Raw genomic sequence first — 24350 nt, forward strand, 5'->3', positions numbered from 1 at the left:
CTTAATCTTCCTCCCCTTTTTGTGTTTCATAGATTTCTTGATAAATCGCATTTGTTTTAGCTAATTCTTCATGCGTTCCTTCGCCGACTAGCTGCCCTTTATCTAATACTAAAATACGGTCAGCATGAACAACGGAAGAAATCTTTTGCGCGATTACAATTGTTGTCGTATCTTTTAAGTCATTATCCAATGCTTCTCTGACCAGACGTTCAGAGCGAGCATCTAGTGCACTGGTACTATCATCCAAAATCAAAATCTTTGGCTCTCCGATGACACCTCGTGATATCGACAAGCGTTGCTTTTGCCCGCCGGAAAAATTATTGCTTCGCTCAGCGACAGGCGCTTCGTATTGTAATGCCAGCTTTTCAATAAATTCTTTTGCCTGAGCAATTTCAGCTGCACGGGTCATGTCTGCCTCATCAGCATCTTTTTTCCCTTGCCGTAAGTTTTGTGAAATCGTTCCAGAAAACAGGATCGCTTTTTGCAAGACAAAGGAAACCGTCTTACGAAGACTTTGTTCATTGACCTCTTTTAAATCCACACCGCCAACTTCAACGGTTCCCTCTGAAGGATCGAATAGTCGTGGAATCAATTGCGCTAATGTCGATTTACCAGCACCTGTTGCTCCAACGATTCCAATCATTTCACCTGGCTTGATCGAGAAAGAAACATCTTTCAACGTATCGGATTCATCTCCAGGATAACGGAAGCTAACATGGTCAAATACAACACTGCCATCCAACTCTTGTTCTGGTACTTCTTTATAAGTAAGTGCTGGTACAGTGTCCATGACTTCTTTGATCCGTTTGATCGAAACAGCTGCACGTGACGTCATCATCATCATCATCCCGCCGATAATGATCGCCATCATGATCTGCATCAAATAGCTCATAAATGAAGCAATACCGCCAATAACGGTCGGATCATCTTTCACAAGATCACTCACTAAAAAGATCGATCCAGCAACTGCTAAATTCGCAGCCAGCATAAATGACGGGATCATCACAGAAAATAGTGTACCGACGATCAAATTGTGTGTGGTCAGTTCATCACTGACTTTACTAAAACGGTCCAATTCATTTTTTTCCTGAACAAAAGATTTAACGACACGAATGCCTAGAAGGTTCTCTTTTGCTAACCCATTCACTTTGTCGATCAAGTTTTGAATGATCATAAAGTGTTTGCCCATTTGAGAAAATGACAATGCAGTGATAATAAATACCGCTACAACTAGTAAAATAATGACCCACCACAATTGTGGTAATGTTGTCATCGCCAAAATAAAGCTGCCAATAAATAAAAATGGGATTCTGAACAATGATTGTAAAGCGATCATGATCACATTTTGAATCTGAGTCACATCATTCGTTAAACGAACAACTAAATTTCCAGCTGAAAATTCTTCGATATTTCCAAATGAAAAGGTTTGGATTTTACGAAAGGTCGCTTCACGAATATCTGCACTCACACCTTGAGCAACTTTAGCTGAAAAAATCGTGTTGAAAACACCTGCAACCAACCCTAACCCTGCAATACCGATCAGATATAATCCTAGTTCCTTAATTTGTCCTTTATCATCTTTTATAATTGCTTCTAACACTTGCTGTAATAGTTTGGGCTGCCACAACGCCGACATAACCATGATAATAACTGTAATCAAAGCTATGGAAACTTCCAACTTGTACTTTTTGACGTGTTCCATAATAATACTCACGTAATCCCCAACTTCCTTTATAAAACTAACCTAATCAATACATAGTCTACCTTTAAGTGTGCATTTAGTGTTATGATATGAAATAAGTAAATGAGCGAGACACGGACACATCACTATATTCCTCTAATTTAACACTGTAAAATTAGGTTGCATACCAATGTACCATTTTTAGCAGTGGAATTCAAGGAGTTCGCTTAGATTTTTTAATAGAAGGATGAGAAAAATGGAGTCAAAATTATCAAAAGATAAAATCATTGAAGCTGCCTTTGAATTATTGGAGGAAGTCCCTGAAATAGACAAGCTTTCAATGCGCAAAGTAGCAAAAAAATTAGGTGTTCAAGCCCCTGCTATCTACTGGCATGTAGAAAATAAACAGGCTTTATTACAAAGTATGGCTGAGGAAATCGAAAATCATTTTGTCCCTCCTAAACCTCAAAAAAATTGGAAAGAAGCAATCTACGCTTACATGGAAAATTACTATGAGCTCTATCAACAATATCCTTGTGCTTTAGAAATAGAGATATTGACGATTCCATCTTATCCCAGTCGTTTAAAGAATTTAGATAGCATGTTGGGTATCCTCAAAGAAGCAGGTTTTTCTATTGAGCTTAGTTATATGACTGTGACTTCTATGCAGCATCTATTATTTGGTATGCTGCTAGATTCAACTGAAGAACAAAAATTATACAATAAAGTCATCGCAGGTGATGATTACTTAAAACGTCAGATCATCTTAATGAAGCAGTATGTTCAAGAGCAAGAATTGAACAATATCCGTGAGAGCATTGATTATCGACGAACTGAAAAACAAAAAGATTTCTTTATGAAAACGCTGCGTGTTTTTTTAAACGGACTAGATCCGTTGATTTAAAAAAAGCTTAGACAAAAGTCTAAGCTTTTTTTTCAGATTCAATTGGCAACCAAGCCAATACTCGTTGGATCCATTGATCCCAGAAAATCCAGTCATGGTTTCCCGGTCCTGTTTCAAATGTATGCTCAAGATCATGCTCACTCAATGCCTTAGCCATCATTTTATTTCCATATAAAAGTGGATCATCTTCTCCACAGCAAAGAAAAATTTTTGGTGCTTCTTTCTTATCTGCAACTAATTGTTTCAATAAAAACATTGGGTCATTGATAGATCCTTGCATTTCTTCTAACGGACCAAAAATACCTTCCCAATATTTTTTTCCTTTGAGTGCTAATAGATCTTCTGGTCGATCCGCAAGATTGACTGCTCCAGATAAGGAAGCGACGGCGGCAAAATTTTCGGGTTTTGCCAGCCCTAATTTCAACGCACCATACCCGCCCATCGACAACCCTGCCGCGAAGGTCTTCTCTCTTTTTTTTGTTAACTGAGGAAATAGTTCATGACAAATTTTCGGTAATTCCTCAGAAATAAACGTCCAATAGTTCATATCATATGTCGTATCTGTGTACCAGCCTAAATCTGTGGACGGCATGATCACTGCCAAGCCTAGATCAGCTACGTAACGCTCGATCGATGTACGTCGTTCCCAAACGCTATGATTTCCACCCATTCCATGCAGTAAATATAAAACTGGAACGTCAGATAAACTGCCTTTTGTTGCTGTTCCTATTTTTTTCTCTGTTTTCTGTGGTAAAACGATGTTTAATGATACTTCCATTTCCAATATATTGGAATAAACATTTGCTTGCAAAAAAGCCATCCAGCATCCCTCATTTTCATTTTCTTCTATTGTAGCACTATTTTTGATTAAATGAGAAGCAGTAACAAAAAATAAGGACCTAGACAAATCTCTTTGACTAGGTCCAAGGGGAGGAGTTAACAATGAAAAAATGTTTGTTATAAGTTGTTTTGTGTTGGTATACATCTATCATACAAATCAATTATGACTTTTCTTTGTTCAATGTTTGCTTTCTTCAAGAGTTTTTTATAAAGAATCAATTATTAGTGGACGTAACTCTTAGTAAATTCAAGCCTAAGCCAATATAAATACATCCAGCAATTTTATTTGCAACTTTTTTCATATGATCATTTTTATTGAGCAGTCCTACAAAAAAAGAAGCACCGTAAGCAACTGCTAAACTCCAAATCGTGCTTGTACATACGAAAGTGATTCCTAAAATCAAAAATGGTAAAGAACCTGACTGAGCATTCGCATCCACATATTGAGGCAATAAAGAGAGAAAAAATAATGCTACTTTAGGATTCAATACATTCGTTAGCAACCCTTGTTTGTACACCTGCCAATCGGTTGTCGTTTGCTCTTCTTTTGTGTTTACTAACGATTCTTTTTTTAAGATCGAGGAAATGCCTAAATAGATCAAATAGCCAGCACCAAGCCACTTCATACTATTAAAAGCAATCGCCGAAGTCATCAAAATAGCTGACAATCCTATAGCAGTTAAAATAGTATGTACAAAAATCCCCGATGAAATACCAAAAACAGAAATGATTCCTTGCCGCTTACTGCCAAGCGTTGATCTACTCAAAATGTAAATCGTATCAGAACCTGGAATCAAATTTAATAAAATAGCTGAGATAATGAACGCACCAAAATTAATAATTCCCATACATGTATCACTCCTTTTGGACAGTATAACAAAAAATTTGCTACTTTATAAAGTAAAAAATAAGAGTCCAGAACAAAACTAAAAAACAGTTTTTTCCCAAACTCTTATTCTTACTTTTACTTAAACTACTTTTTCTTCACAAGTGCATTTAAAATCATCGCGGCTATGATTAAGCCAATTCCTACAATATAAACATTATGAAGACCAGCATACAACATGCCACGTAATGGTTCCAATAATTCTGCTGAAATCGTATTCGCTGTATGAGGATTCACTAACTTATTCATCACATCAGGATCAACATCTAGCGAACTTTTAGCAAGCTCTGATGTCGTTACTGCATTGATGATCACACCAAAAATAGACACCATCAACGTTTGCCCAATTGTTCTAACAAGAGTATTGAATGAAGTTGCTACACCTACCTCAGAAGGATCTACGCTACTTTGAGCATTGACTGTTGTTGTAGTGATCGTAATCCCAAAACCGATCCCTAATACTGAAGAAATAGCAAAGAACCAAATAAATGAAATCGATACAGGAACCAATACTAAGAAAATACCACCTAGTAATGTGATCGTTAATCCGATCGTCAATACTTTTTTAGTCGTGTGTTTTTCCATCAATGAACTTGCAATAAACGAACCAACCATCCATAAAATCGACATCGGGGCTAAAACAAGTCCACCAAGACCCGCACTTTTACCTAAAACGCCCTGCATCCACATCGGAATATACACTTCTACTCCCATCAAAAATCCACTGATCAAAGCAGCTACGATATTCACAATAACGAACGTAGAATTTTTAAATAATTTTAGATCGATCACTGGATCTTTGGCTCTTTTTTCAACAAAAATGAAGCTAATAAAGAATAAAATAGACGCACCTAAACAAAGAAAGACGTTCAGACCAAAACCATTATCACCGATCAATTGAAAGCCCAATAGTAAGGTCAATAAGACCAGCATCAGCTGAACACTGCCAAGTATGTCCATTGGTACTTTGTTTTGCTCTCTTTTTGGTTCCACTAAGAAGTAAGCGATCAAACCTAACAAGACAAGGCCGATCGGAACATTGATGAAGAAAATCCAATGCCAGCCGACGGTATCAACGATAAAACCACCGGCAAGCGGACCAAAAATACTGGCGATTCCCCAGGCAGCACTATTCAACCCCAACATTTTCGCTCGTTTATCAATAGAATAAATGTCTGCAAGAATCGTCAAAGCAACGGGCATGATCGCTCCTGCACCAATCCCCTGAATTGCTCTAGCAATGATCAATGTCAGCATGTTTTGAGCCAAACCACAAAGTGACGAACCAATAATAAAAATAATAATTCCTATCATAAAAATCGGTTTTCGACCAATTTTATCTGCTAATTTCCCATAAATCGGTGTTAACATAGCATTAGTTAACAAATAAATAGAAAAAACCCAATTCATGATTTCCATACCATGTAATGATCCCACGATCGTCGGCATCGCTGTTGAAACGATCGTGCCTTCGATCGCAGTCATAAAGGTTGCAACGAACACACTGATCGTTACAAGTTTGACGTTTGTTTCTCTTTTCATATATCTCCATCCTTTTATCTAAATAATGTTCATTCCCCTATTATGTGACAGTTAATTTTACTACTGCTTATGTAGCTTTATAAAACAATGTTTTTCCACTGTTTGTTAGATTAGCTATTCTTGCAATGTTGCTTATATAGCTAAACTAATAACTTGTGAATAAATATAGGTTCGATGTGGTTTTTGTGTTCTTTGCTTTTGTTTAAGCTACGGTCATCCTAAGGATTCCTTCGCTCGCATTGTTTCCAAGTACTGCCCAGCATTACTCTAGCTGTTTTAGTTAAATTACTGTTTGAACCCTTGAGTTTATTAGTTTTGTTCATAAGCCTTGTTTGTGATTCACTAGTTCTGGCTGCTTTAGTTGGATTAACCGCTTGAAAGTTCAGGTTTATTAGGGGTTGTTCCATGATTCTTGTTCATGGTTCACTAGTAAGGTGACTTCGCTCCCGTTGGTCGCCAAGTACTGCTCAGCATCCGCTCTGGCAAAGCCAATCGCGGTGGTTCGCAGCAAAACAGCGCCACTAATTTTCATTAGTAGCGCCGCCTCTGTTACTCACCTAAACTTGCTTTGATTGCTTCGACTTTGTCTGTCTGCTCCCAAGGTAGTTCGATATCTGTACGACCAAAATGACCATATGCTGCTGTTTGTTTGTAAATTGGACGGCGTAAATCAAGCATTTCAATGATTCCTGCCGGACGTAGATCAAAGTTTTCTCTTACTGCTTTGATCAATTTACTTTCTGGTACACTGCTGGTACCAAAGGTATTGATTGAAATTGACACCGGTTGTGCTACGCCGATTGCGTATGCTAGTTGAACTTCTGCTTTTTCTGCTAAACCAGCAGCAACAATATTTTTAGCAATGTAGCGAGCTGCATAGCTTGCTGAGCGATCGACTTTTGTTGCATCTTTTCCAGAAAAAGCACCGCCGCCGTGACGCGCATAACCGCCGTAAGTATCAACGATGATTTTCCGTCCAGTCAAGCCGGCATCTCCTTGAGGTCCGCCAATAACAAAGCGGCCAGTCGGATTGATAAAATATTTTGTTTCTTCATCTAATAATTCAGCTGGAATCACATGTTCGATCACGAGTGATTTCACATCATCTTGAATTTGCTCCAGCGTTGTATCTTCATCATGCTGTGTGCTGATCACTACAGTGTCCACGCGCTGAGGTTTTCCCTCTTCATCATATTCTACTGTTACTTGTGATTTCGCGTCAGGTCGTAAGTAAGGTAATGTTTCTTCTTTACGTAGCTCTGATAGACGGCGAACTAATTGATGACTCAGTGAAATAGGTAAAGGCATCAACTCCGGTGTTTCGTTGACTGCAAAGCCAAACATCAGCCCTTGATCTCCAGCACCAATGTCATCTTTTGTATCTTTGTCTCCACGAGTTTCGAGCGCACCATCCACACCTTGAGCGATATCCGGTGATTGTTCATCAATGGCAACAAGAACTGCTACTGTATCTCCATCAAAACCGTATTTTGCTCGAGTATAGCCAATATCTTTTAATGTTTGTCGAACGATTTTTTGAATATCAACATAAGCTGTTGTCGATATTTCTCCAAAAACTAAAACCAAACCTGTTGTTACACTTGTTTCGCACGCGACACGTGCCTGTGGGTCCTGCTCTAAAATCGCATCCAATATCGCGTCACTTACTTGATCGGCTACTTTGTCCGGATGTCCTTCTGAAACGGACTCTGATGTAAATAAATGTCTCTCTGTCATAATGTATTCCCCCTAGTTATATTCGGTTACAAGGCATCTTTATTTAGGTGATCGAAGCATCACATATGCTCTCAACCAGCGCCAAATAAATCCTTTCGGGAACTTGTAACATTCCCAGTATAACAGATATCAAAAGAAAAAACTTGCTTTTTAACTGACTTTTTTTCTCAACAAAAAACATCTGGCATTCATTGGAATATCAGATGTTTTTCAATAACTATTTTACTCGTTGAAGTTTATGGAGAGGCAGTACTCTCATTTCGACTTTCCCGATGATTTCTTTTTCATCCACAAGCTGATAATAACGGCTATCAGTCGCATATGGTCGATTATCTCCCAAAACGAGGTACTTCCCTTGTGGAATCGTTGGACTTCCAGTTAATGCCTTTAACGTAAAATCTTCTGTATAAAGCATTCCGTCTTGTTCAAATTGTTTTTTATACTCACCAATAAAGGCTTCATCTTTTTCCTGCTCATTGATAAATAGCTGTCCATTCTTATAGTATAAACTTTCACCTGGTCGTCCGATAATTCTGCGGATCGATTTCTCTTTTGACTTCGGTACTTTAAGATAAACCAGATCAAACCGTTTCACTTTAGCTAATTTATTCACCACCACAATGTCTCCATCCTCTAACGTTGCACTCATAGAATAGCCTTCTACTCTAGCAAGGGAAAAAGTAAAAAGTGACAATGTATATAAGACGCCTATCGTCACCAAAAGAGTCAACACTATTTCCACAAAAAGAAGCTTTATTTTTCTAAGCCTTCTTTTTCTCTTGTTGATTTTCTTTTTTTTATGTTTGACAGGTCGAACCTGCTTTTTTTTCGGCTTTCCAGTTTTTGATGCTTGCGGCTTTTTGACAGCAGCTGGTTTTCTTTGTTCTGACTTCTTTTTGACTGCTCGATTCTTTGGTTTGTGAGTGGTCTTTTTCATGAAATCACCAGACTATTTTTTATTTACCAACGCATTTTTATTGATATTGAAGTAACGGACAACATCCTCATGATTCTTCTTGATCGCCTCCAAATCAGTTTCAAACTCATTTAGTAGTGTTTCATTTTTAAAGAAATCATTCGGCTGAGAAGATAAATTGATTCCTAACTCTTTCATCGACTTATAATACTTGTTCAATTTCTTTTGCCCTGTCTCGCTATTTCGAATCGTCGCTTTATAAATACCATAGCTCGAGAATTGTCCTGCTAATAGTTTGATATTTTTACCTGATTTCACATCATTTTCAGTAGTCTTGGCCGTTTTTAACTCATTTTCCAGATTATCCATCAAATAGTACCCTTGAACAACAGCTTTAGAATCTTTCTGGCTTAAATGCATTGCCTGATAATATAAAGAATAACCAGCGGCTATACTAAAAACTAAAAAGAGTATACTTAAAGAAATTCCCCAATTGCGCTGCTTCTTACTCTTCTTCACCAGCTCTCTGATGTTGCGTTTCTTTTGTTTTTGTTTTTTCTTACGAACTTTTCTTCTCTTCAGTTTCTTTAGAGCCTTTTTCGTTTGAGCCATCAGATAAAAAGAGATACCTGAAAATACTAACCCGATACTGGCTAGAGACAAAGAAATAATAAAAAACCAATCTAATACCGTCATTTCTTTCCCTCCTCACTTTCTCCATTTTTAGTTATTTTCTAGGTTTCTTTTTTCTTGCCTGTTTTTTCTTCGCTTGTTTCTTTTTGCTGATGGTTCTGATCACTACGAAGATGATCACTGCTAGCGCAACAATTCCGCCAACAATGCCGGCAATCAATTGCCAGTTAAAGGTTTGGACATCTTCCAATCCTGCATCCTGATTATTGAATTTGTCTGCTTCTTCATCTGTAATCTTGAACTTTTCATCCCAGTTCCATTTTCTGTCACCAGAAGTTACCAGGATTTTGGCACGATAATTTCCAGCAACCATTCGATCACCTTCCATACTTACAGGAAAATTGATCAATGAATTCGGCGCCATTCTCATACCTGAACGTTTTGTTTCATACAGTACTTCATCACTATCTTCTTTCATGATTTGAACTTGCGTCGTCATGTTTTCTAAATACGCGGGTTCAACATTTGAGAAGTTAACAAAAAATGTATTTCTAAAATTATTTAGATCTGCATACACTTTATTCAATTCTATATTTGGTAGTACTTCTTTATCAGTTTCCGTTAGAATCATCCCAATTACATAGGCGTATTTATTGATGACCCCCGTCTTTTTAGGTTCGGCTTTATTTTCTTTTTCAACTTTTTGAAGCTGAATGCCACCAGCGATCATCCCATCATAAGATGCTTCTGGCATATTGATTGCTATGTCGATATCTTGTTCACTTTTTGCAGGTATTTTCACCGTTTCTGGTGCTGAAACAATCTCTTCAAAATCATACTTCAACGACTTATCTTTCTTGATCGTCGTTGGTCCGTATTCCACTACTCCATTCGCATTCGTCTTTGTTCCATTCAGTTTTACAGAGACTTCGATTTCTTCGGCAGCTAAATTTTTGATTTTGATCTTTACCGTTTGTTTTTGTCCAGGAGTCATTCTTAAGTCAAAATATCCTGCACCAGTGTCTCTTTGGTTATCAGGCTTGATTGCTTCATATGTAAATCCAGTTGCGTTCCCGCTACTGCTATCTTCTGCATAGGCTTTGATCGGCAGAAGTGTTGCTATGATAATTGTTACTAGTAAAAATAATAGCTTCTTTTTCTTCATCGATATCCCTCTCTTTAAAAAGGCAGAGACAGAAGTAGTATTTGCTTCTGTCCCGCCATTCATTTGAAACATGACTAGCTAAAAGTCTGTGTTATGATCCAGTTTAATTCGTTTGAATTATAATACTTCAGCGATTGACCAAGTGATTTCAGCTGTGTAAGTATCAGCTAGTAAAATGTTTGTGTTTGGTACAGTCAATTTAACAGAGTCAGCTGTTGTATCAGCAGTTCCGTCGCCGTATTGACCAAATTCGATTGTGTAAGTTCCGATACCTTTAGAAGCATCTGAATTTGTTAATACTGGTACTGAAGAACCAGCGCCTGTTCCTGCTGCATCAGCTGCTAATTGGAATCCTGCAACAGTAGTTGCTGGCCATTGTGCTGCTGGATCTGCAGAAGTGATTGCTGCATTTGAGTAATCGATTGTAGCACCTTTCAAGAAAGTACCGGCAGTTCCGTTTGCTTCAAATTGTTTAGTCAATTGTGCACTTACTGTGTATTTATGGTTTGCAGTACCACGTACATCTGTGAATTGTACGAAGTTCCCACGAGTGATATCACCATCAGCATTTTTTGTTGGGATAGCTGCTGCGAAGTACTCAGGGTTAGATGCGAAAGCTTTTACTTTATCAGTACCAAAATTTAATTCAGTTACTGCATCGATACTGAATGAACCACGATCTGGGTTAACGATGATTGGCTCTTTAGGATCTACGATTGGTTTGTCTGGATCTTCCGGGTCAACTACGTCTTTAGGATCGTTGTCTTCTGTAAATGTCATTGTTCCTTTTGCTGCTTGAGATTTTGCTTCAGCGTTTGCTCCTGCTGGTAAAGCTAATCCTGCTGCTACTACTGCTAATAATGCTACTGAACATAATGTTTTTGTTTTCATGTGTGTTTCCTCCTAGTATTGTATGTTTGTGTGTTTTTTTATTTATGGCAACTCGGCTAATATCCAAGTTAACACCGTAGTGTAAGGTACCGGATCAACAACTGTTGTTCCTGGTATTGACAATGAAACTGCTTTGTTTTGATAGACAGGCTTTTGATCAAAAACAGGATCAAGTACTGCTTGTCCATTTTTGTCCAGTCTTGGTTCCAGCGTATTTTTTTGGTTCGCCTTATTTTCTTCAGAAGCTCCGAAGGAAATCGTCCAAGTCCCGCTGCCTTGTCCCGTATTCGCTTGCGCTAAGTTATACGAAGCGCCAACATTGTCTATGTTGATGATTTCTTTTGATAGTTGAGGCGCTTCATTAAGATCCTTGGTCGAACTCACCCAAGATTTATCCAGCGAAAGCATAGCCCCTTTGATTTCTTTGTTTTTGGCATCATTGTTTGTAAACTGCATTTCTTGACGAAGCTGCAGTGTCCAACCCGTTGGTTTTTGTCTCAAGTCTGTGACTTGAACAAAATTACCTCTAGCCTTTGTTGCTCCAAAGAAATTTTGCGCATTTGCATAATAGACTTCATCTTTATCAGAGATTTTGTTCTGATAGAAATCTAATTTTGGTACAAAATCAATTCGCAAATCCCCTGTAAGTTGAGGGGTTTCTCCTGGATCGACAATTTCACCAGGTTTTTCAGGATCCACAATATTCTGAGGATATTCTCCTTCAAACTTGATCGTTCCAGGTCCGCTGATCGATTCTGTTTCAGCATAAGCAGCATTAGATACACCCGCTAATGAAGCAACTACAGTCAGCGGTACAATGAGAGCTTGAATCAGTAATCGTTTTTTCCTCATTGATTATCCCGCCCTTCATTATCTTTCTTACGTTTCCATAAGAATAGAAGTAATCCAATAACGATCAAAGCCGCTCCAGTAAAAACAAGACTAGTTTTTACCATCTCACCTGTACTTGGATAACGTCCAACAGGTTTTACCACTTTAGGTTCACTTGTTGAAGGCTCTGGTACAGATGATGGTTCTGTCGTTGATGAAGGTGGCGTAGTACTTGTCGGTTCTGTTGAAGAACTATCTTCATAAAAGCTGATCACACCGTCCGTTTTCAATTCTCCTCCATTGGCATTGGCCGCAGCATTCAATGGATAAACGACTGCTAACGTCAATACAAAAGCAAAGGAGATGATCATATACTTGATTCTTTTTTTCATTGATTAAAAATCTCCTTTACTCTTATGGAGTATCTCCAAGTTCCCAAAGGATCTCGCCTTGATACGTACCAAGTGCTTTCACATCTTGAGCTGCAGTTTCAAACTTGAAGCCGTCACCGGAAGCAGACCACGTATCACTAATATTATAGGTCGTTTCAGCGGTAGAAGCATTGGCGTCTTGGATCATAATATCCTGAGCGCCGCCGTTCAATGTGATTTCATTATTGTTATAGACATACTTCAAAGCGCCATCCAATGTGTAAGCTGGAACGTCTGGATTTGTACTTGTCATCGGTGTTGTTAATTTAGCTGTCAATGTCCAGCCTTTTTTGTTTGCCCGGCTATCCTTAACAACTAAATCTGCTCCATGATGCTGAGCTGAATTGATTCTCGTTGTTTTCCCTTGATACTTCGCACTTCCAAAATCGATTTCTGTCGGAGCAGAAGCTAGTTCAAGTACACCAAAGACGGTTCCACCAGGGCTATCTGCTTTTTGAGAAGTCGCTGTATAGGTTTCATGTGTCGCATCCGGATCATTTGGTCCTTCAACAAATGGCGTTTCTCTTGGTGAGTCACCGACCACCGTTGCAGTATTACTGATCACGGTTCCAACGGCTGAAGAAGCAACAGTTGCTTTGAATGTGATAACTGAAGAATCTCCAGTTGCTAAATCACCTAATTTGACTGTCAACACTCTTGAATCTGGATCATAAGAGTAATCATTTGGTGTTTCAGCGGTTACTCCATCAATCTTGATTTCAGCTGTTGCCGGATCAAAATCCAATCCTTCTGGAAGGGTATCCGTAACGATTACATTTTTCCAAAGCGTTGTATAAGTTGCTTCCTTATTATTTTTAGCTGTCAACGTATAAGTCAACGTATCGCCAACTTGTGTCGTCGCTCCACCTGAAGAAACAACTGTTTTATCCATTGATGGTTTATCAGGAAGAACATCCTCTACGGTATACTTCGTTGCCGCTTTAAAGGTTGCATCACGGTACGTCATATCTGTTGCTGGATTAATGTTCCCTGCATCGCTATTTGTCGAAGGTGCTGCTGGAGTAATTGCTTCAGTGATCTTACCCGCGTTATCTTCTAAGAAGATTTGTATGACATCGCCTTTTTCTAAATAATGGGGTAGATTGTACGTCCATGTGCCATCATCATTTACAAGCCCAACTACTGATTGACGAACGCCATTGATATCCAGGTAAATTTTTGCTTTTGGTTCCGCACCTTCACCAGTCAATTGCTTCATTCCGTTAGTAACTTTACCACCAGTTACAACTGCCGGTTCCGGCGGTGTGACATCGATAACCGTCGTTGCTTCATCTGGCTCTGAAATCCAAGGTCCTCTGACAGCATGTGCACTGATCTGTTTACCTGCAATATTGAATTTTGTATCAGTAAAAGGTGCGAGTCCTCCATCTAAAGTTGATGCAGTATGTGTTTCATTGTAAGTATCTGTATAGGTTACAGATGCTTGATCTTTAGAAGCATAAACTGGAATTAATTTGACATTTCCATTTTCATCAAATTCATCAGATGGTGTCATTCCTATCTTAACTTTTGCTTGATAAGTTTTGTCTGCATCTGTTACAGGCGTCCATTCCATTGTAGGTTTAGCATTCATTCCAGTGATTCTTCGATAATTTGTAAATCTGAATGATTGTAGTCCAGGCTCAGAAGTTGTAATCACATTTGTACCAGTAGAGCTAAAGTTAGTAACTAAAGCATACGTTTCTTGTGATGGTCCAGCCATATCCTTACCGACATTCCATAGATCGATATCAGAATCGGTTAAATTAAATGTTTGAGTTGCCACAGCTGTCACTGCAATAGCTCTCCCACTATTATTTCGGTTCCGTATATCATAGCCTTTAGGTGAGTTCAGTGTTAGAGAACGATTACTTCCTCCATTCAGTCCAACGACACCACCAGTTGTGTTTCCAACAATATATAAGCTCCCTGTTGGTTCAACAACGACTGACGCATCATTTGAAGAATATTGAAGAACTTCTCCTGTTCCACGACTCAGTAAGTTAACTACGGCATTTGCTTTTACCGTCATAACTCCAGGATTATCAAATCGTACAGAGTTTCCAGCCATATTTGCATTGTAAATTGAGTTTTCCCCAACTTCTAATTCTTTATAGTAGCTGTATACAGATGGGTATGTCGGATTATTTCCTCTATTTTGTAAGTAAACATAACTGCGTTTTCCTACAATATATTTTTGAGCGGCTCCAGTGTCAGTCCCTGATGAGTTTTGTTCATACCAGACCAAAGACCAAGGAGATGTAGTATTCACACCATACCATTCAGTTCCATCTTCAATAATGACACTACCAGCGTAAAAGTTTTCAGAGGTTGTGTATAACGTCATTTTCCCATAAACAGTGATTTCACTTCTTGTTCCACGAATCAAACGAGCTACCTTTTCGCCATTAACTTCTTCAAAGCTGCGAATATCCCCAACTCTAAAATACCAATTTCTTGCATAGCCCGTTCCATTGTTTCCCATAATAAATGCCCAACTGTAAGTTCCGCCGTTATACCCAGCATCTGTTACATTTTGCTTGATAGACATATTATGCACATGGACAAAGCCGATTCCATCAGTTGGTGTGTTAGCTAAGCGAAGTGTCTGATCATTTAAATCAAGTAAAAAACCACCACCATCAATTTCAATAGACTTAGATCTTTCACCTAAGTTACCAGCGGTTCCACTGACTGCTCTATTTGAAATATTTTGTGTCATTGTGATTTTAGTAACTGAATTGTCTTGATAAGCTAACTTGAAATCTGCCCAAGTTCCAACAGTTGCTTCATTTTGCAATGGATCGAATCCAAATCTTGTATTAGCAGCAGCATTTGCCGCAGCCTTTTCTTCGGCTGTTGCAGGAACAGGTCCCACATTTTGCTCTGTGGTTGCATCAGCTGTTGGCGTTAGAGCCAAGCTTTTTGCAACAATCTTATCAACTAACGTTGACTCATCGGCTGCAAATTCAACCTTAGTAGAACTCAACACTTCTTGAGCTACATTTAATAATGTGATCTTTCCAGATTCACTCTGACCATCTTTATTAGCAAAGAAAGTTATTTGTACAGGCTTTTCGCTCACTTTTGTAGTAATTCTTTTGATTTTAATATCATCTGTATCTTCTATTACTATATTCTTTTTATCTTCCTCCAGAACACCATTGTTTAAATCAGCAGCATCCAAATTGTCAAAACCTTCAAGCGAAAGCGTCAACTCTTCATCTATTGGTTCAGCAATAGTTATTTTAACTGGTATTTGACCAGCAGCATTTACCGTTTCTGTTTCAATAGAATACCTTTCTTCTGATGCTTTCATCGGAGTACTATTTTTTAATAAAAGAGTAGAGAAAATACTAACCAATAAGACTAATGCAATAGTAAGGTAAGACTTTTTTCCGATTTTCATATCTTTCAACTCCTCCCCAAAACATTTTTTGTGTGTCTGTCTTAATTGAACACACAATCTATTTCTATTTTTCTTGCCAAGTGTTTCATTTTTTGATACATTCACAGTGCAGGGAAAATTGGCGCTGAATTTATGACTTGGTTCCGATCGAGAATGGCTGTTCTCAATTCGGATGTCATCAAAGGAGCACTGATTTTCTCTCTTTGTTTATGTGTTTACATCTGGCTAGAAAAAAAGAAACCAATTAAATTCGTTTTTTTGTCACCGTCATCGTTCTCTTTAGAACAACCGCCATGACATTATTGTGCCCTTATATTTTGAAACTTATAGGGCTAATTTGTAGCCTTTTGAACGAACTGTTTTAATATATACTGGGCGAGCAGCATCTGTTTCGATTTTCTGCCTTAAATGAAAAATCAGATTCGACACACGATATTGTTTATCGTTCCCTTCATTTTCCCAAACATTTTTATAAATTTCTTCATAAGATACAGCGACTCCCTGCTGTGTCTGCAAAAATTCAATCGCCTTGAATTCCAGTTTTGTCAGATTTATTTCTGTTCCATTCAACACAACACTATAGTTACATGGCCGCAAATGAAAATCAGAACCACTTGCTGATTTCGTAGATTGTTCTTTCCTATCTATAGATGCTCCATCTTTGTTCTTGCAACGATTCAATGTATTCGTCAAGAAAAGCTTGCTAACTTCAAAATCAAGTTCTTCATCCAATATCCCATCTGCTCCAAGTTGAAGATATACAATATGATTCATATTGTTCTTTCTATTAGAAATGACCCAAACAAATGGATTACTTTCTTTTTTTATCAAGATGATCAACTCACAGATCATACCAATATTTTGCGAATGATTTTCTTCTATAATAATGCCATCATACTTATTCGCATTTTCAGCTGCTTCATCTTTCGAAATCAAATTTACATGTAATTGACTATTTCTTAATGCTTCTATGTACTTCTCTTTATCGAGCTCATTAAATGAAACAAATCCTATGTCATACATCATGCTGCTCTCCTTTAAAGTATTCTGCCACACATCCATTTTTCTAATTTATATGTATTCTCTATTAAAAAAACGTGATAATCTAGATATAATATTGATATAATTCCTAAACTAAAATTAGTTTAATCTATTTCATTTGTTAAGTCTATGTTTTTTCGTCCTTTTTTTTATCATTTTTTTAATTAAAAACACAAAAAATTGAGAATTATGTGAAGCGAAATCGCTGTAAAGCCTGTTAATCAGTATAGAATTTAAATATATTTTAAAAGAAAAAAACTCAATAATAACACGAGGGATATAGAGAAACATTAAGTTTTCCTAACTATGGTATAATCAATAAAATGAGGTGGACAAAATGAAGAGAGTCAATGAGCTACAAGAGTTGTTAAGTTATTTCAGCGAGGATAAAACGTTTATTCATGATGGCTATTACCGTATTAGAATACTTGATAAAGAGACGATCGAACTAGCTTTCTTAGTTGCAGGCCCTTGCGGCGATACACTCGTACATCCGCAAATCACAGTCAGCTTAACAGAGTCAAGTGCTTTAGCTATTAAAATGATAGACATGCACGTCACTCCGCCATTGTTTTTGACGCGAGAAGAATCAAATAAACAAGAGATCGACCAAGAACTTGACAAATTAATCGAAAAATTTCTTAATATAAAAAATAAAAATACCAAGATTTTCTAATTAATCTTGGTATTTTTTAATATTTTAATATAAATACTAAATGAAAATAATTCCAAACAAATTGAACTTTCTTTTCATATAGCTAGTTCAAATCAATAAAATTTAATAATAAAGTACAGTGCTAAGACATTAAGTGATTACATTTTATGAACGCTATGTGCACTTTCAATTCCTCCACAAGCTTCCTTACAGGCTTGGTTGATCAACATAAATGCACTTTTTGCACGATGCAATCCACGTTTATATTTGACTTCATCGATCACTTCGCACTTATCATTCAATGCTTCCAACCAAAAGTAAATCCCCTCTTTATAAATATCTAAGCCTTCCAACAAGATTTTTGTCGCTTCTTTTTCTCCATAGAAGACTAAATTTTTTCTAAAGCTTCCTTCTTCTATAAAGAAACGGTTCACATTGTTGCGACAAAATAAATAAGTATCTTTCCCTTTTCTGTTGATCGCTTGGCTGCAGCTGTTCTCTTGAACTTCCTTAGCAATGGCATTAAAAATCTCATTGTAGACTTCAACTCTTTGCATTACTGACAAAATCATATCTGTATAACTAAACATAATGCTCTCTCCTCCCATAACTAAGCAGTTAAAACACTGACTTATATTTATTATAGTCTCCCTTAATCTTTTATATCAAGTAATATGCTATTAAAATGGATTTTTTTGTCATTTTTTTCATTCTTACACCTATTTTTTTTAAACTACAGCAACAAAAAAAGCCCATTTAGCCACATATATAGCGGTTTTCGAGCTTTTCTCTATTTTTTCCAATATTAAACAAAGTTATTTATATTATTTTCCAAAAATATAAATATAATCGTTTGAATTACATTAGTTCATTCCTTCTTTTTATTCATTTCACTTACTTGCTCTTGCAATTCACTTAGTAGTTCAATTTGAATATGCTGCATTTGAACCAAGTGCTGCCATTGGCTATTGATTAGATAGTCCATTTTCTCATGCAGCAGATTGACTTCGATTTCAGCTTTTAGATTTACTTTATAGTCATTATTGGCCTGCTCACGATCTCTTGCTTCTTGACGATTTTGGCTCATCATAATCACTGGCGCTTGAATCGCAGCTAAACAAGACAATGCAAGATTCAATAAAATAAACGGATATCTATCAAATGGTTTCCCCAATAGTTGCGTTGAATTAAGGATGATCCAAACGACTAAAACGATGATAAAAATGAAAATAAATGGCCAGCTGCCGCCAAATTTGGCAATAGCATCTGCTGTTTTTTGTCCAATAGTTAAATTTTTTTCTACAGTCGTATTCAGATTATTGGATATCGTTTCATTATTTTTAATTGTTTGAACAATGCTTTCATTTAGTTTTTCCATTATCATAGAATCACTTTTTATCATTATTTTCATATAATCCAAACGGTAATTCAATAATTCGTGAAAAAGTATATAGGAATCTTCTGTTAAATCTGGTCGTTGTTTCAAAATAAATTTTCGAATTTCTTCTTCGACATTTTTTAGCTGCATTTCATTCACTTCGGTCTGCTTTTCATGGGTATGTCGCGTCATATCCTCACACTCCTGATATTCTATAGCTCTATCATACAACGAGAATGAAGATTCAGATATTATTCTGCACAAAAAAATAATGGGACAGAAGTGTTTAATCCCAAGAAATAAGAAAGAATTCTCAAAAATTGTTCTTCAAATTTTTGAGAATTCTCGCTTATTTCCGAAGGGATTGCTTCTGCTCCCACCGTTTATCTGGATTTCAGATGTCTAGGATATGACTCGCAGAGTTATGTCTCAAACACTCTATCCTTAGATTTTTATTTTGTTTCTTTATAGACATTTTTTAGTGTCAATGGTGCAGCAAAAGTATGATAGCTCAGACCTTTGACCTGTGGATTTTGTAAAACAGATTGCTGATTTTGACTGATTATGATCATTCCAGCAGTTTCTTCGATTGCTTCCTTTTCGGCGGCGATCAACGTTTCCCAGCGTTTTTGTAATTCTGTTGCATATTTTTGTGAAGCGTCATCCAGCAATGCATCATACGTTGGATTTGAGTAGTTACGATCATTTCCGCTTCGCAGCATATTTAGTGTAGAAATCGGATCTTGGTAGTCTGGTGTCCAATAAATCAGAAACATGTCATAATCACTTTCTCTACTCAAATTTAAAGCTGTTTCTGTTGGTAAAGCTGTAACATTGATCGTTAACCCAGGAAATAGTTTTTCTAAGTTTCCTTGTAAGCTTTCTCCCATTTTTTTATACGAACCATCATCCGTTACCATCAAGTCGATCGTGATGTTATCCCCTAGTTCTTTTTTAGCTTGCTCCCAATAACTAAGTGCTGCTTTTTCATCATAAGTCATCAAATCTCCGGCTTCTTCTCTAAAATCGACACCTGTTTCAGGATTGCTGACAAAACCTTCTGTCACTGCGCCATACAAAGGTTTTGATCCATCCGCAATAATATTATTGACCAGATTTTCTTTATCGATACCAAGTGCCAGAGCTTTTCTTAGATTTTCATTTTTTAATGGGGTATCTTTCCCTTTTCGTTTTTGATTCAAACGAATATAATTCATTGTTGCTGTTGGATAAGAGTGATAATCTGGATTGCTTTGATTTTGTTTGGCTAATTCGCCTGTGATCGTTGCAACATCCAGCTGACCATCTTCAAATAAATTTAAAGCAGTCGATGCTTCTTTGATTACTTCATAATGAATACTATCCGATTTTACATTTTCATAATCCCAGTAGTTTTCATTTTTCTTTAGATCCCAGCTTAAATCTGTCTGTTTCCAGTTTTCAACAATAAACGGACCATTATACACAACGTTCTCACTAGTTGTGCCGTAATCTGTCCCTAATTCCTCTACAACCTTTTGATTTTGCGGGAAGAAAGTTGGAAAAGCTAAAACTGAGGTAAAGTATGGTTTTGCCTCTTTCAATTTGACCTCTAAAGTCTGATCATCGATTGCTTTGACCCCAAGTTCTTCAACAGGTTTTTTCCCATCAGAAATATCCTCTGCATTCAGGATCGTATCTTTAACTAAAAAACTATAAACATAACCATTTTCTGGATCGATCATCTTTTTCCAGGCATATTCAAAATCTTTCGCTGTTACAGGATCATCATTGCTCCATTTAGCATCTTCTCTTAACTTAATCGTATATGTTTTACCATCTTCAGATATTTCAGGCATCTCTTTAGCAGCTGCTGGAATCAATTGATCCTTATCATCCAAAGCATAAAGACCTTCAAATGCTGCTGTTTGCACAATAGCATCAGGAAAATCCAACATTACAGAAGTATCTAAGGTTGTCAGCTCAGAAGCCGACATCAACCGAAGCGGTGTCGGTTTTGCTGCATCTTCGTGTTTTGTTCCAGAACATCCTGAAATGATCGTCACCATCACAGTCATTACAATAATTGATTGAATTATTTTTTTCATACATTTCTCCTTCATTACTTTTTTATGTGCGTTCAACTAACATCCAAACAACGACAGCAGGCTCATCTCCGTCATTATAATTGATATGTCCCTCTCCAGCTTCGATCAATTGTGCATCGCCTGGTTTTCCTACTAGATCTTGCCCATCTTCTAAGATCGTATGTGCTTTCCCTGATACCACATAAGAATATTCATCTTGCTCATGTCTAGCAAATCCTTCTAGAGGTCGTTTTTCTCCTGGTTGTAAAACGATCAAGCCCATTTGGACTTTGTCATTCGGCTGATTTTCTGTATCGAAAAAAATCGTCATTTCTTGGGGCAATGTCGGTTTAATAATCATTTCTTTTCCAGCTCCTTTTTTGGTTATTTTTTTATTATTACCTTAACGTTTAGATAAGTCAATAATATTTTAGAAAATTCTGATTTTTTAGATAATTATCATAAAAAAAGAACTGGGCCATCATTCTATGAGCTATGCCCCAGCTCTTTCAGCATCGAATAAACACTACTACTGTGCTAAGCTTCGATCAGATCATCTACCAAAATTATAAATACTAAAGCACCAAGAGCTGAACAATGCTGCTTCCACCTCTATAAAATTCAATCCCAATAGCCTTGGTGGACAGCAGCTGCAGCTGTCTCGATTTCTGGAAAAGGCCCAATGATTTGAATATCTTTTTGTCCATGTTTGATGATTTCTTCTGATGGTAAATCAAATGTTGGATTTTGCTCATTATCTCCCGTTAGCTCTAATAAGCGTTTTTCTGTCATTGCATAAACGATCGTGCCAATATTTCCCCAATAGATCGCTCCGGTACACATTGCACAGGGCTCTGCGGTTGTATACAACGTGCATTCCCATAAAAACTCTTTGCTGTAGTGCTGGGATGCTCTCGCCGCTAACGTTGTTTCAGCATGTCCGGTACAGATTTTTTCTGTGATCTCGATATTCTCCTGCTCCAAAAGAATGTTTCCTTCTTTGTCTGCGAGTAACGCACCAAATGGCGTGTTCCCATGTTTTCTAGCTGCTTTCGAAATTTCGATACAGCGATTCAACAGCTCAATGTGTTGATTTTTAGTCATAGATACTCTCCCTATCTAATTTTTATGCTAACAGAAAGCGGTGATTCAAGATTTCTATTGTTCCTTTATCTAAACCGATCGCTTGTTTCAAATAGGTAGAAATATCACCGTACTGAGCTTCTACAGTTTGATAAAAATTATCTAAATAACTGCTATCTACATTCAAGGCGACATGCAATGCTTCTAAATTCGCTTCCTCCAAATTTGTTTTTCTGGCTTGTTCTAAAATCATTGCATTTTCTTTCTTTCTTAACTCATTTGTCTTTAAATAATCTGTGTAGATCTCTTTTCTAGAGACGTTTAGTGTTTCTAGAACAAGTGCTGCGGCGATTCCTGTACGGTCTTTTCCTGCAAAACAATGGAATAAAATACTTTCTTGTTCCTGTAATGCTAAAATTTCTTCAAAAAATTTATTATAGCCTTTTTGAGAAGTCGTATTCAAAGCAATATCTCCATAGAGTTTTGCCATATAAGAAGCAGATTTCTCTGGAGAACCGATTTTAACAAAGTCTCCTATTGATGCGCCCTCATCTTGAATATCTTCTAAGATATCTATATGAATGTACTCAGACTTCGGAACAGACATATCTGGTCGTTCTTCTACTTCCAACTCACTTCTTAAATCGATGATTTTCCCTAAATGATATTTTTTTTCTAAACGCTGTTCGTCTTCTTTCGTCAGACTGGATAATTCGCCTGATCTTAGAAATACATTTGTTTTAAGTTTCTTTCCTTCTTTATTTTTAATTCCGCCAATGTCTCTAAAATTTGTAATAGTTACCATAATTACCCACCTTTTCCCTTTTTTCTTACTTTCATTATACACAAAAATTTATCTGGATTACCTTTTTCTCAGCATTTTATAGAAAATAAGGTTGAAACAATCGAAATAAATTGTTTCAACCTTATCCAAATTATTTTTCTCCAGCTTCAACGTAGCTTAGGTCATTGACTTTATCTAATGTATATTTTCCGTCTTTGTATTTCACTGTACATACACTGGCATTTTTCAATCCACCTTCTGGGATTTTGAAGTCATCAAACAATGTGTCTAATAAAGCAGAGATACTCAAACCGTGAGAGGTGATCAAAACATTTCCACTACCTGGGTTCTTCATTTCTTTTTCTACGATATCTTCAACACCTGCTTTAAGTCTTGTCGTAATCGTTTCATAATCTTCTGCTGGCCAGTTGATTTTCGCTTCTTCTACATTTTTAGCGTCAAGTTTTGCGACACTGTTTGCAAAAGATTCTGGTGTCATGTTTTTCATGAACTCTTCTAAGGTTACACCTTGGTCGTCAGCAATATCTTGCCACATTGTATGATTTAAATCGCCTTCGTACGTACCAAAGTTAAACTCTCTTAAACGCTCATCTGTAATTACTTTTAAATCAGACGATTTTTCATTTTCCTTAATGATTAGATTAGCAGTTTGAATGGCACGACCACTATCACTACTATAAGCATTTTGGAATTCAATATCTTTCAACCCAACTCCAGCTGCTGTTACAACTTCTTCACCAGCTTTTGTCAAGACTGCATCTGACCATCCTTGAACACGATCTGTTGTATTCAACATTGTTTTTCCGTGGCGAACGATATACAAAGTTAACTCTTCAGGCGTTTTTTTAGCATCCGAGGCGTCTTCTTTTGCTCCGCCATTACCACAACCTGCAACAACCAATACTCCTAACATCAACACACCTAATAGTTTAACAATTTTTTTCATTTTAACTCCTCCTTTTTTATGCGTTCGTTAAATCTTCGCCATTTGTTGAAATAACCTTTTTATACCAGTCGAATGATTTTTTCTTCGAACGTTTCAACGTACCATTTCCGTCATTGTCGCGATCGACATAGATAAAGCCGTACCGTTTTTTCATTTCTCCTGTTCCAGCTGACACAAGGTCGATACAGCCCCAGGTTGTATAGCCTAGTAGATCGACACCGTCTAATTCCACAGCATCTTTCATTGCTTGAATATGTGCCGCCAAATATTCGATGCGGTAATCGTCGGCCACATAGCCGTTTTCATCTGGCGTATCCACAGCACCTAAGCCATTTTCCACGATGAACAATGGTTTTTGATAGCGGTCATACAAGTCATTCATTGTGACACGCAATCCAAGCGGATCGATCTGCCAGCCCCATTCACTTGCTTCCAAGTATGGATTTTTTACTGAGGCAAAGATATTGCCAGCTGTTTGTTCGTTGACTGCTGGATCTGTTGATTGGACGC

At 37.2% G+C, this 24350-nt stretch carries 24 protein-coding genes and 1 riboswitch; of the genes, 2 read left to right on the top strand and 22 right to left on the bottom strand.

Annotation, left to right across the window (positions count from 1 at the left end; translation table 11 throughout):
• Position 1: 1 nt before the first annotated feature.
• Positions 2–1702: an ABC transporter ATP-binding protein gene (locus H3T55_RS13900; RefSeq protein WP_263864707.1), complete on the bottom strand. Its 1701-nt coding sequence runs from the start codon at positions 1700–1702 to the stop codon at positions 2–4.
• Between the two features lie 235 nt (positions 1703–1937).
• Here H3T55_RS13900 and H3T55_RS13905 point away from each other — a divergent pair, with 235 nt between their 5' ends.
• On the top strand, positions 1938–2585 hold the full coding sequence (locus H3T55_RS13905) for a TetR family transcriptional regulator (protein ID WP_225534765.1): 648 nt from the start codon (positions 1938–1940) through the stop codon (positions 2583–2585).
• A gap of 19 nt (positions 2586–2604) precedes the next feature.
• On the opposite strand, the gene H3T55_RS13910 is transcribed toward H3T55_RS13905, so the two are convergent.
• The 13 genes from H3T55_RS13910 to H3T55_RS13970 form a co-directional block, all read right to left on the bottom strand.
• The gene (locus H3T55_RS13910; protein WP_225534764.1) at positions 2605–3405 is read right to left on the bottom strand and encodes an alpha/beta hydrolase; all 801 of its coding nucleotides are present in this window, start codon (positions 3403–3405) and stop codon (positions 2605–2607) included.
• Between the two features lie 235 nt (positions 3406–3640).
• Complete coding sequence (locus tag H3T55_RS13915; RefSeq protein ID WP_225534763.1) at positions 3641–4273, bottom strand: LysE family translocator; 633 nt, start codon at positions 4271–4273, stop codon at positions 3641–3643.
• Positions 4274–4398: 125 nt separating this feature from the next.
• On the bottom strand, positions 4399–5853 hold the full coding sequence (locus H3T55_RS13920; protein ID WP_225534762.1) for an MDR family MFS transporter: 1455 nt from the start codon (positions 5851–5853) through the stop codon (positions 4399–4401).
• Between the two features lie 391 nt (positions 5854–6244).
• A complete protein-coding gene (locus H3T55_RS13925; protein WP_225534761.1) occupies positions 6245–6385 on the bottom strand; it encodes a hypothetical protein in 141 nt (46 codons plus the stop codon).
• Positions 6386–6402: 17 nt separating this feature from the next.
• The gene (gene metK, locus H3T55_RS13930) at positions 6403–7590 is read right to left on the bottom strand and encodes a methionine adenosyltransferase (RefSeq protein WP_225534760.1); all 1188 of its coding nucleotides are present in this window, start codon (positions 7588–7590) and stop codon (positions 6403–6405) included.
• Positions 7588–7704, bottom strand: a riboswitch (SMK box riboswitch). It overlaps the preceding gene by 3 nt.
• A gap of 103 nt (positions 7705–7807) precedes the next feature.
• Positions 7808–8527, bottom strand: a complete 720-nt coding sequence (gene lepB / locus H3T55_RS13935) for a signal peptidase I (protein ID WP_225534759.1) — start codon at positions 8525–8527, stop codon at positions 7808–7810.
• Between the two features lie 12 nt (positions 8528–8539).
• Positions 8540–9202 carry a hypothetical protein gene (locus tag H3T55_RS13940; protein WP_087642096.1) on the bottom strand — a complete coding sequence of 221 codons (663 nt, stop codon included), beginning with the start codon at positions 9200–9202 and terminating at the stop codon, positions 8540–8542.
• A 31-nt stretch (positions 9203–9233) separates the two neighbouring features.
• Positions 9234–10304, bottom strand: a complete 1071-nt coding sequence (locus H3T55_RS13945; RefSeq protein WP_225534758.1) for a DUF916 and DUF3324 domain-containing protein — start codon at positions 10302–10304, stop codon at positions 9234–9236.
• A gap of 117 nt (positions 10305–10421) precedes the next feature.
• The gene (locus H3T55_RS13950; protein WP_225534757.1) at positions 10422–11195 is read right to left on the bottom strand and encodes a WxL domain-containing protein; all 774 of its coding nucleotides are present in this window, start codon (positions 11193–11195) and stop codon (positions 10422–10424) included.
• 42 nt (positions 11196–11237) lie between these two features.
• Positions 11238–12047, bottom strand: coding sequence for a WxL domain-containing protein (locus H3T55_RS13955; protein ID WP_225534756.1), 810 nt, complete (start codon positions 12045–12047; stop codon positions 11238–11240).
• Positions 12044–12418: an LPXTG cell wall anchor domain-containing protein gene (locus tag H3T55_RS13960; RefSeq protein WP_225534755.1), complete on the bottom strand. Its 375-nt coding sequence runs from the start codon at positions 12416–12418 to the stop codon at positions 12044–12046. Before H3T55_RS13960 ends, H3T55_RS13955 begins: the two co-directional genes overlap by 4 nt.
• A 22-nt stretch (positions 12419–12440) precedes the next feature.
• A complete protein-coding gene (locus tag H3T55_RS13965) occupies positions 12441–15866 on the bottom strand; it encodes an isopeptide-forming domain-containing fimbrial protein (protein ID WP_225534754.1) in 3426 nt (1141 codons plus the stop codon).
• Between the two features lie 324 nt (positions 15867–16190).
• Positions 16191–16892: a winged helix-turn-helix domain-containing protein gene (locus H3T55_RS13970; RefSeq protein ID WP_225534753.1), complete on the bottom strand. Its 702-nt coding sequence runs from the start codon at positions 16890–16892 to the stop codon at positions 16191–16193.
• A 352-nt stretch (positions 16893–17244) separates the two neighbouring features.
• Here H3T55_RS13970 and H3T55_RS13975 point away from each other — a divergent pair, with 352 nt between their 5' ends.
• On the top strand, positions 17245–17583 hold the full coding sequence (locus tag H3T55_RS13975) for a hypothetical protein (RefSeq protein ID WP_225534752.1): 339 nt from the start codon (positions 17245–17247) through the stop codon (positions 17581–17583).
• 137 nt (positions 17584–17720) lie between these two features.
• Here the strand turns inward: H3T55_RS13975 and H3T55_RS13980 are convergent, their stop codons facing one another.
• From H3T55_RS13980 to H3T55_RS14015, 8 genes are all read right to left on the bottom strand, one after another.
• Positions 17721–18152 carry a hypothetical protein gene (locus H3T55_RS13980; protein ID WP_087642088.1) on the bottom strand — a complete coding sequence of 144 codons (432 nt, stop codon included), beginning with the start codon at positions 18150–18152 and terminating at the stop codon, positions 17721–17723.
• A gap of 278 nt (positions 18153–18430) precedes the next feature.
• Entirely contained in the window at positions 18431–19132 is a 702-nt protein-coding gene (locus H3T55_RS13985) for a DUF1003 domain-containing protein (RefSeq protein WP_225534751.1), read from the bottom strand.
• Positions 19133–19392: 260 nt separating this feature from the next.
• Positions 19393–21027 (bottom strand): peptide ABC transporter substrate-binding protein, encoded by a 1635-nt coding sequence (locus tag H3T55_RS13990; protein WP_225534750.1) that lies wholly within the window; start codon positions 21025–21027, stop codon positions 19393–19395.
• A gap of 22 nt (positions 21028–21049) precedes the next feature.
• A complete protein-coding gene (locus H3T55_RS13995) occupies positions 21050–21367 on the bottom strand; it encodes a cupin domain-containing protein (RefSeq protein ID WP_162288339.1) in 318 nt (105 codons plus the stop codon).
• A 260-nt stretch (positions 21368–21627) separates the two neighbouring features.
• Positions 21628–22110 (bottom strand): nucleoside deaminase, encoded by a 483-nt coding sequence (locus H3T55_RS14000; RefSeq protein WP_225534749.1) that lies wholly within the window; start codon positions 22108–22110, stop codon positions 21628–21630.
• A gap of 22 nt (positions 22111–22132) precedes the next feature.
• Positions 22133–22894 carry a tyrosine-protein phosphatase gene (locus H3T55_RS14005; RefSeq protein WP_225534748.1) on the bottom strand — a complete coding sequence of 254 codons (762 nt, stop codon included), beginning with the start codon at positions 22892–22894 and terminating at the stop codon, positions 22133–22135.
• 130 nt (positions 22895–23024) lie between these two features.
• Positions 23025–23840 carry a histidine phosphatase family protein gene (locus tag H3T55_RS14010; protein WP_087642083.1) on the bottom strand — a complete coding sequence of 272 codons (816 nt, stop codon included), beginning with the start codon at positions 23838–23840 and terminating at the stop codon, positions 23025–23027.
• 16 nt (positions 23841–23856) lie between these two features.
• The coding region (locus H3T55_RS14015) for a family 1 glycosylhydrolase (protein WP_225550205.1) at positions 23857–24350 on the bottom strand (494 nt) is incomplete at its 5' end.

Source organism: Enterococcus sp. S22(2020) (genome assembly GCF_020295385.1).
Lineage (GTDB): Bacteria > Bacillota > Bacilli > Lactobacillales > Enterococcaceae > Enterococcus_L > Enterococcus_L dunnyi.

What these genes read in the sequence shown, in the direction of transcription:
- H3T55_RS13900 (WP_263864707.1), bottom strand. Translation starts at nt 1,702, where the DNA reads ATGGAACACGTCAAAAAGTACAAGTTGGAAGTTTCCATAGCTTTGATT.
- H3T55_RS13905 (WP_225534765.1), top strand. Translation starts at nt 1,938, where the DNA reads ATGGAGTCAAAATTATCAAAAGATAAAATCATTGAAGCTGCCTTTGAA.
- H3T55_RS13910 (WP_225534764.1), bottom strand. Translation starts at nt 3,405, where the DNA reads ATGGCTTTTTTGCAAGCAAATGTTTATTCCAATATATTGGAAATGGAA.
- H3T55_RS13915 (WP_225534763.1), bottom strand. Translation starts at nt 4,273, where the DNA reads ATGGGAATTATTAATTTTGGTGCGTTCATTATCTCAGCTATTTTATTA.
- H3T55_RS13920 (WP_225534762.1), bottom strand. Translation starts at nt 5,853, where the DNA reads ATGAAAAGAGAAACAAACGTCAAACTTGTAACGATCAGTGTGTTCGTT.
- H3T55_RS13925 (WP_225534761.1), bottom strand. Translation starts at nt 6,385, where the DNA reads ATGAAAATTAGTGGCGCTGTTTTGCTGCGAACCACCGCGATTGGCTTT.
- metK (WP_225534760.1), bottom strand. Translation starts at nt 7,590, where the DNA reads ATGACAGAGAGACATTTATTTACATCAGAGTCCGTTTCAGAAGGACAT.
- lepB (WP_225534759.1), bottom strand. Translation starts at nt 8,527, where the DNA reads ATGAAAAAGACCACTCACAAACCAAAGAATCGAGCAGTCAAAAAGAAG.
- H3T55_RS13940 (WP_087642096.1), bottom strand. Translation starts at nt 9,202, where the DNA reads ATGACGGTATTAGATTGGTTTTTTATTATTTCTTTGTCTCTAGCCAGT.
- H3T55_RS13945 (WP_225534758.1), bottom strand. Translation starts at nt 10,304, where the DNA reads ATGAAGAAAAAGAAGCTATTATTTTTACTAGTAACAATTATCATAGCA.
- H3T55_RS13950 (WP_225534757.1), bottom strand. Translation starts at nt 11,195, where the DNA reads ATGAAAACAAAAACATTATGTTCAGTAGCATTATTAGCAGTAGTAGCA.
- H3T55_RS13955 (WP_225534756.1), bottom strand. Translation starts at nt 12,047, where the DNA reads ATGAGGAAAAAACGATTACTGATTCAAGCTCTCATTGTACCGCTGACT.
- H3T55_RS13960 (WP_225534755.1), bottom strand. Translation starts at nt 12,418, where the DNA reads ATGAAAAAAAGAATCAAGTATATGATCATCTCCTTTGCTTTTGTATTG.
- H3T55_RS13965 (WP_225534754.1), bottom strand. Translation starts at nt 15,866, where the DNA reads ATGAAAATCGGAAAAAAGTCTTACCTTACTATTGCATTAGTCTTATTG.
- H3T55_RS13970 (WP_225534753.1), bottom strand. Translation starts at nt 16,892, where the DNA reads ATGATGTATGACATAGGATTTGTTTCATTTAATGAGCTCGATAAAGAG.
- H3T55_RS13975 (WP_225534752.1), top strand. Translation starts at nt 17,245, where the DNA reads ATGAAGAGAGTCAATGAGCTACAAGAGTTGTTAAGTTATTTCAGCGAG.
- H3T55_RS13980 (WP_087642088.1), bottom strand. Translation starts at nt 18,152, where the DNA reads ATGTTTAGTTATACAGATATGATTTTGTCAGTAATGCAAAGAGTTGAA.
- H3T55_RS13985 (WP_225534751.1), bottom strand. Translation starts at nt 19,132, where the DNA reads ATGACGCGACATACCCATGAAAAGCAGACCGAAGTGAATGAAATGCAG.
- H3T55_RS13990 (WP_225534750.1), bottom strand. Translation starts at nt 21,027, where the DNA reads ATGAAAAAAATAATTCAATCAATTATTGTAATGACTGTGATGGTGACG.
- H3T55_RS13995 (WP_162288339.1), bottom strand. Translation starts at nt 21,367, where the DNA reads ATGATTATTAAACCGACATTGCCCCAAGAAATGACGATTTTTTTCGAT.
- H3T55_RS14000 (WP_225534749.1), bottom strand. Translation starts at nt 22,110, where the DNA reads ATGACTAAAAATCAACACATTGAGCTGTTGAATCGCTGTATCGAAATT.
- H3T55_RS14005 (WP_225534748.1), bottom strand. Translation starts at nt 22,894, where the DNA reads ATGGTAACTATTACAAATTTTAGAGACATTGGCGGAATTAAAAATAAA.
- H3T55_RS14010 (WP_087642083.1), bottom strand. Translation starts at nt 23,840, where the DNA reads ATGAAAAAAATTGTTAAACTATTAGGTGTGTTGATGTTAGGAGTATTG.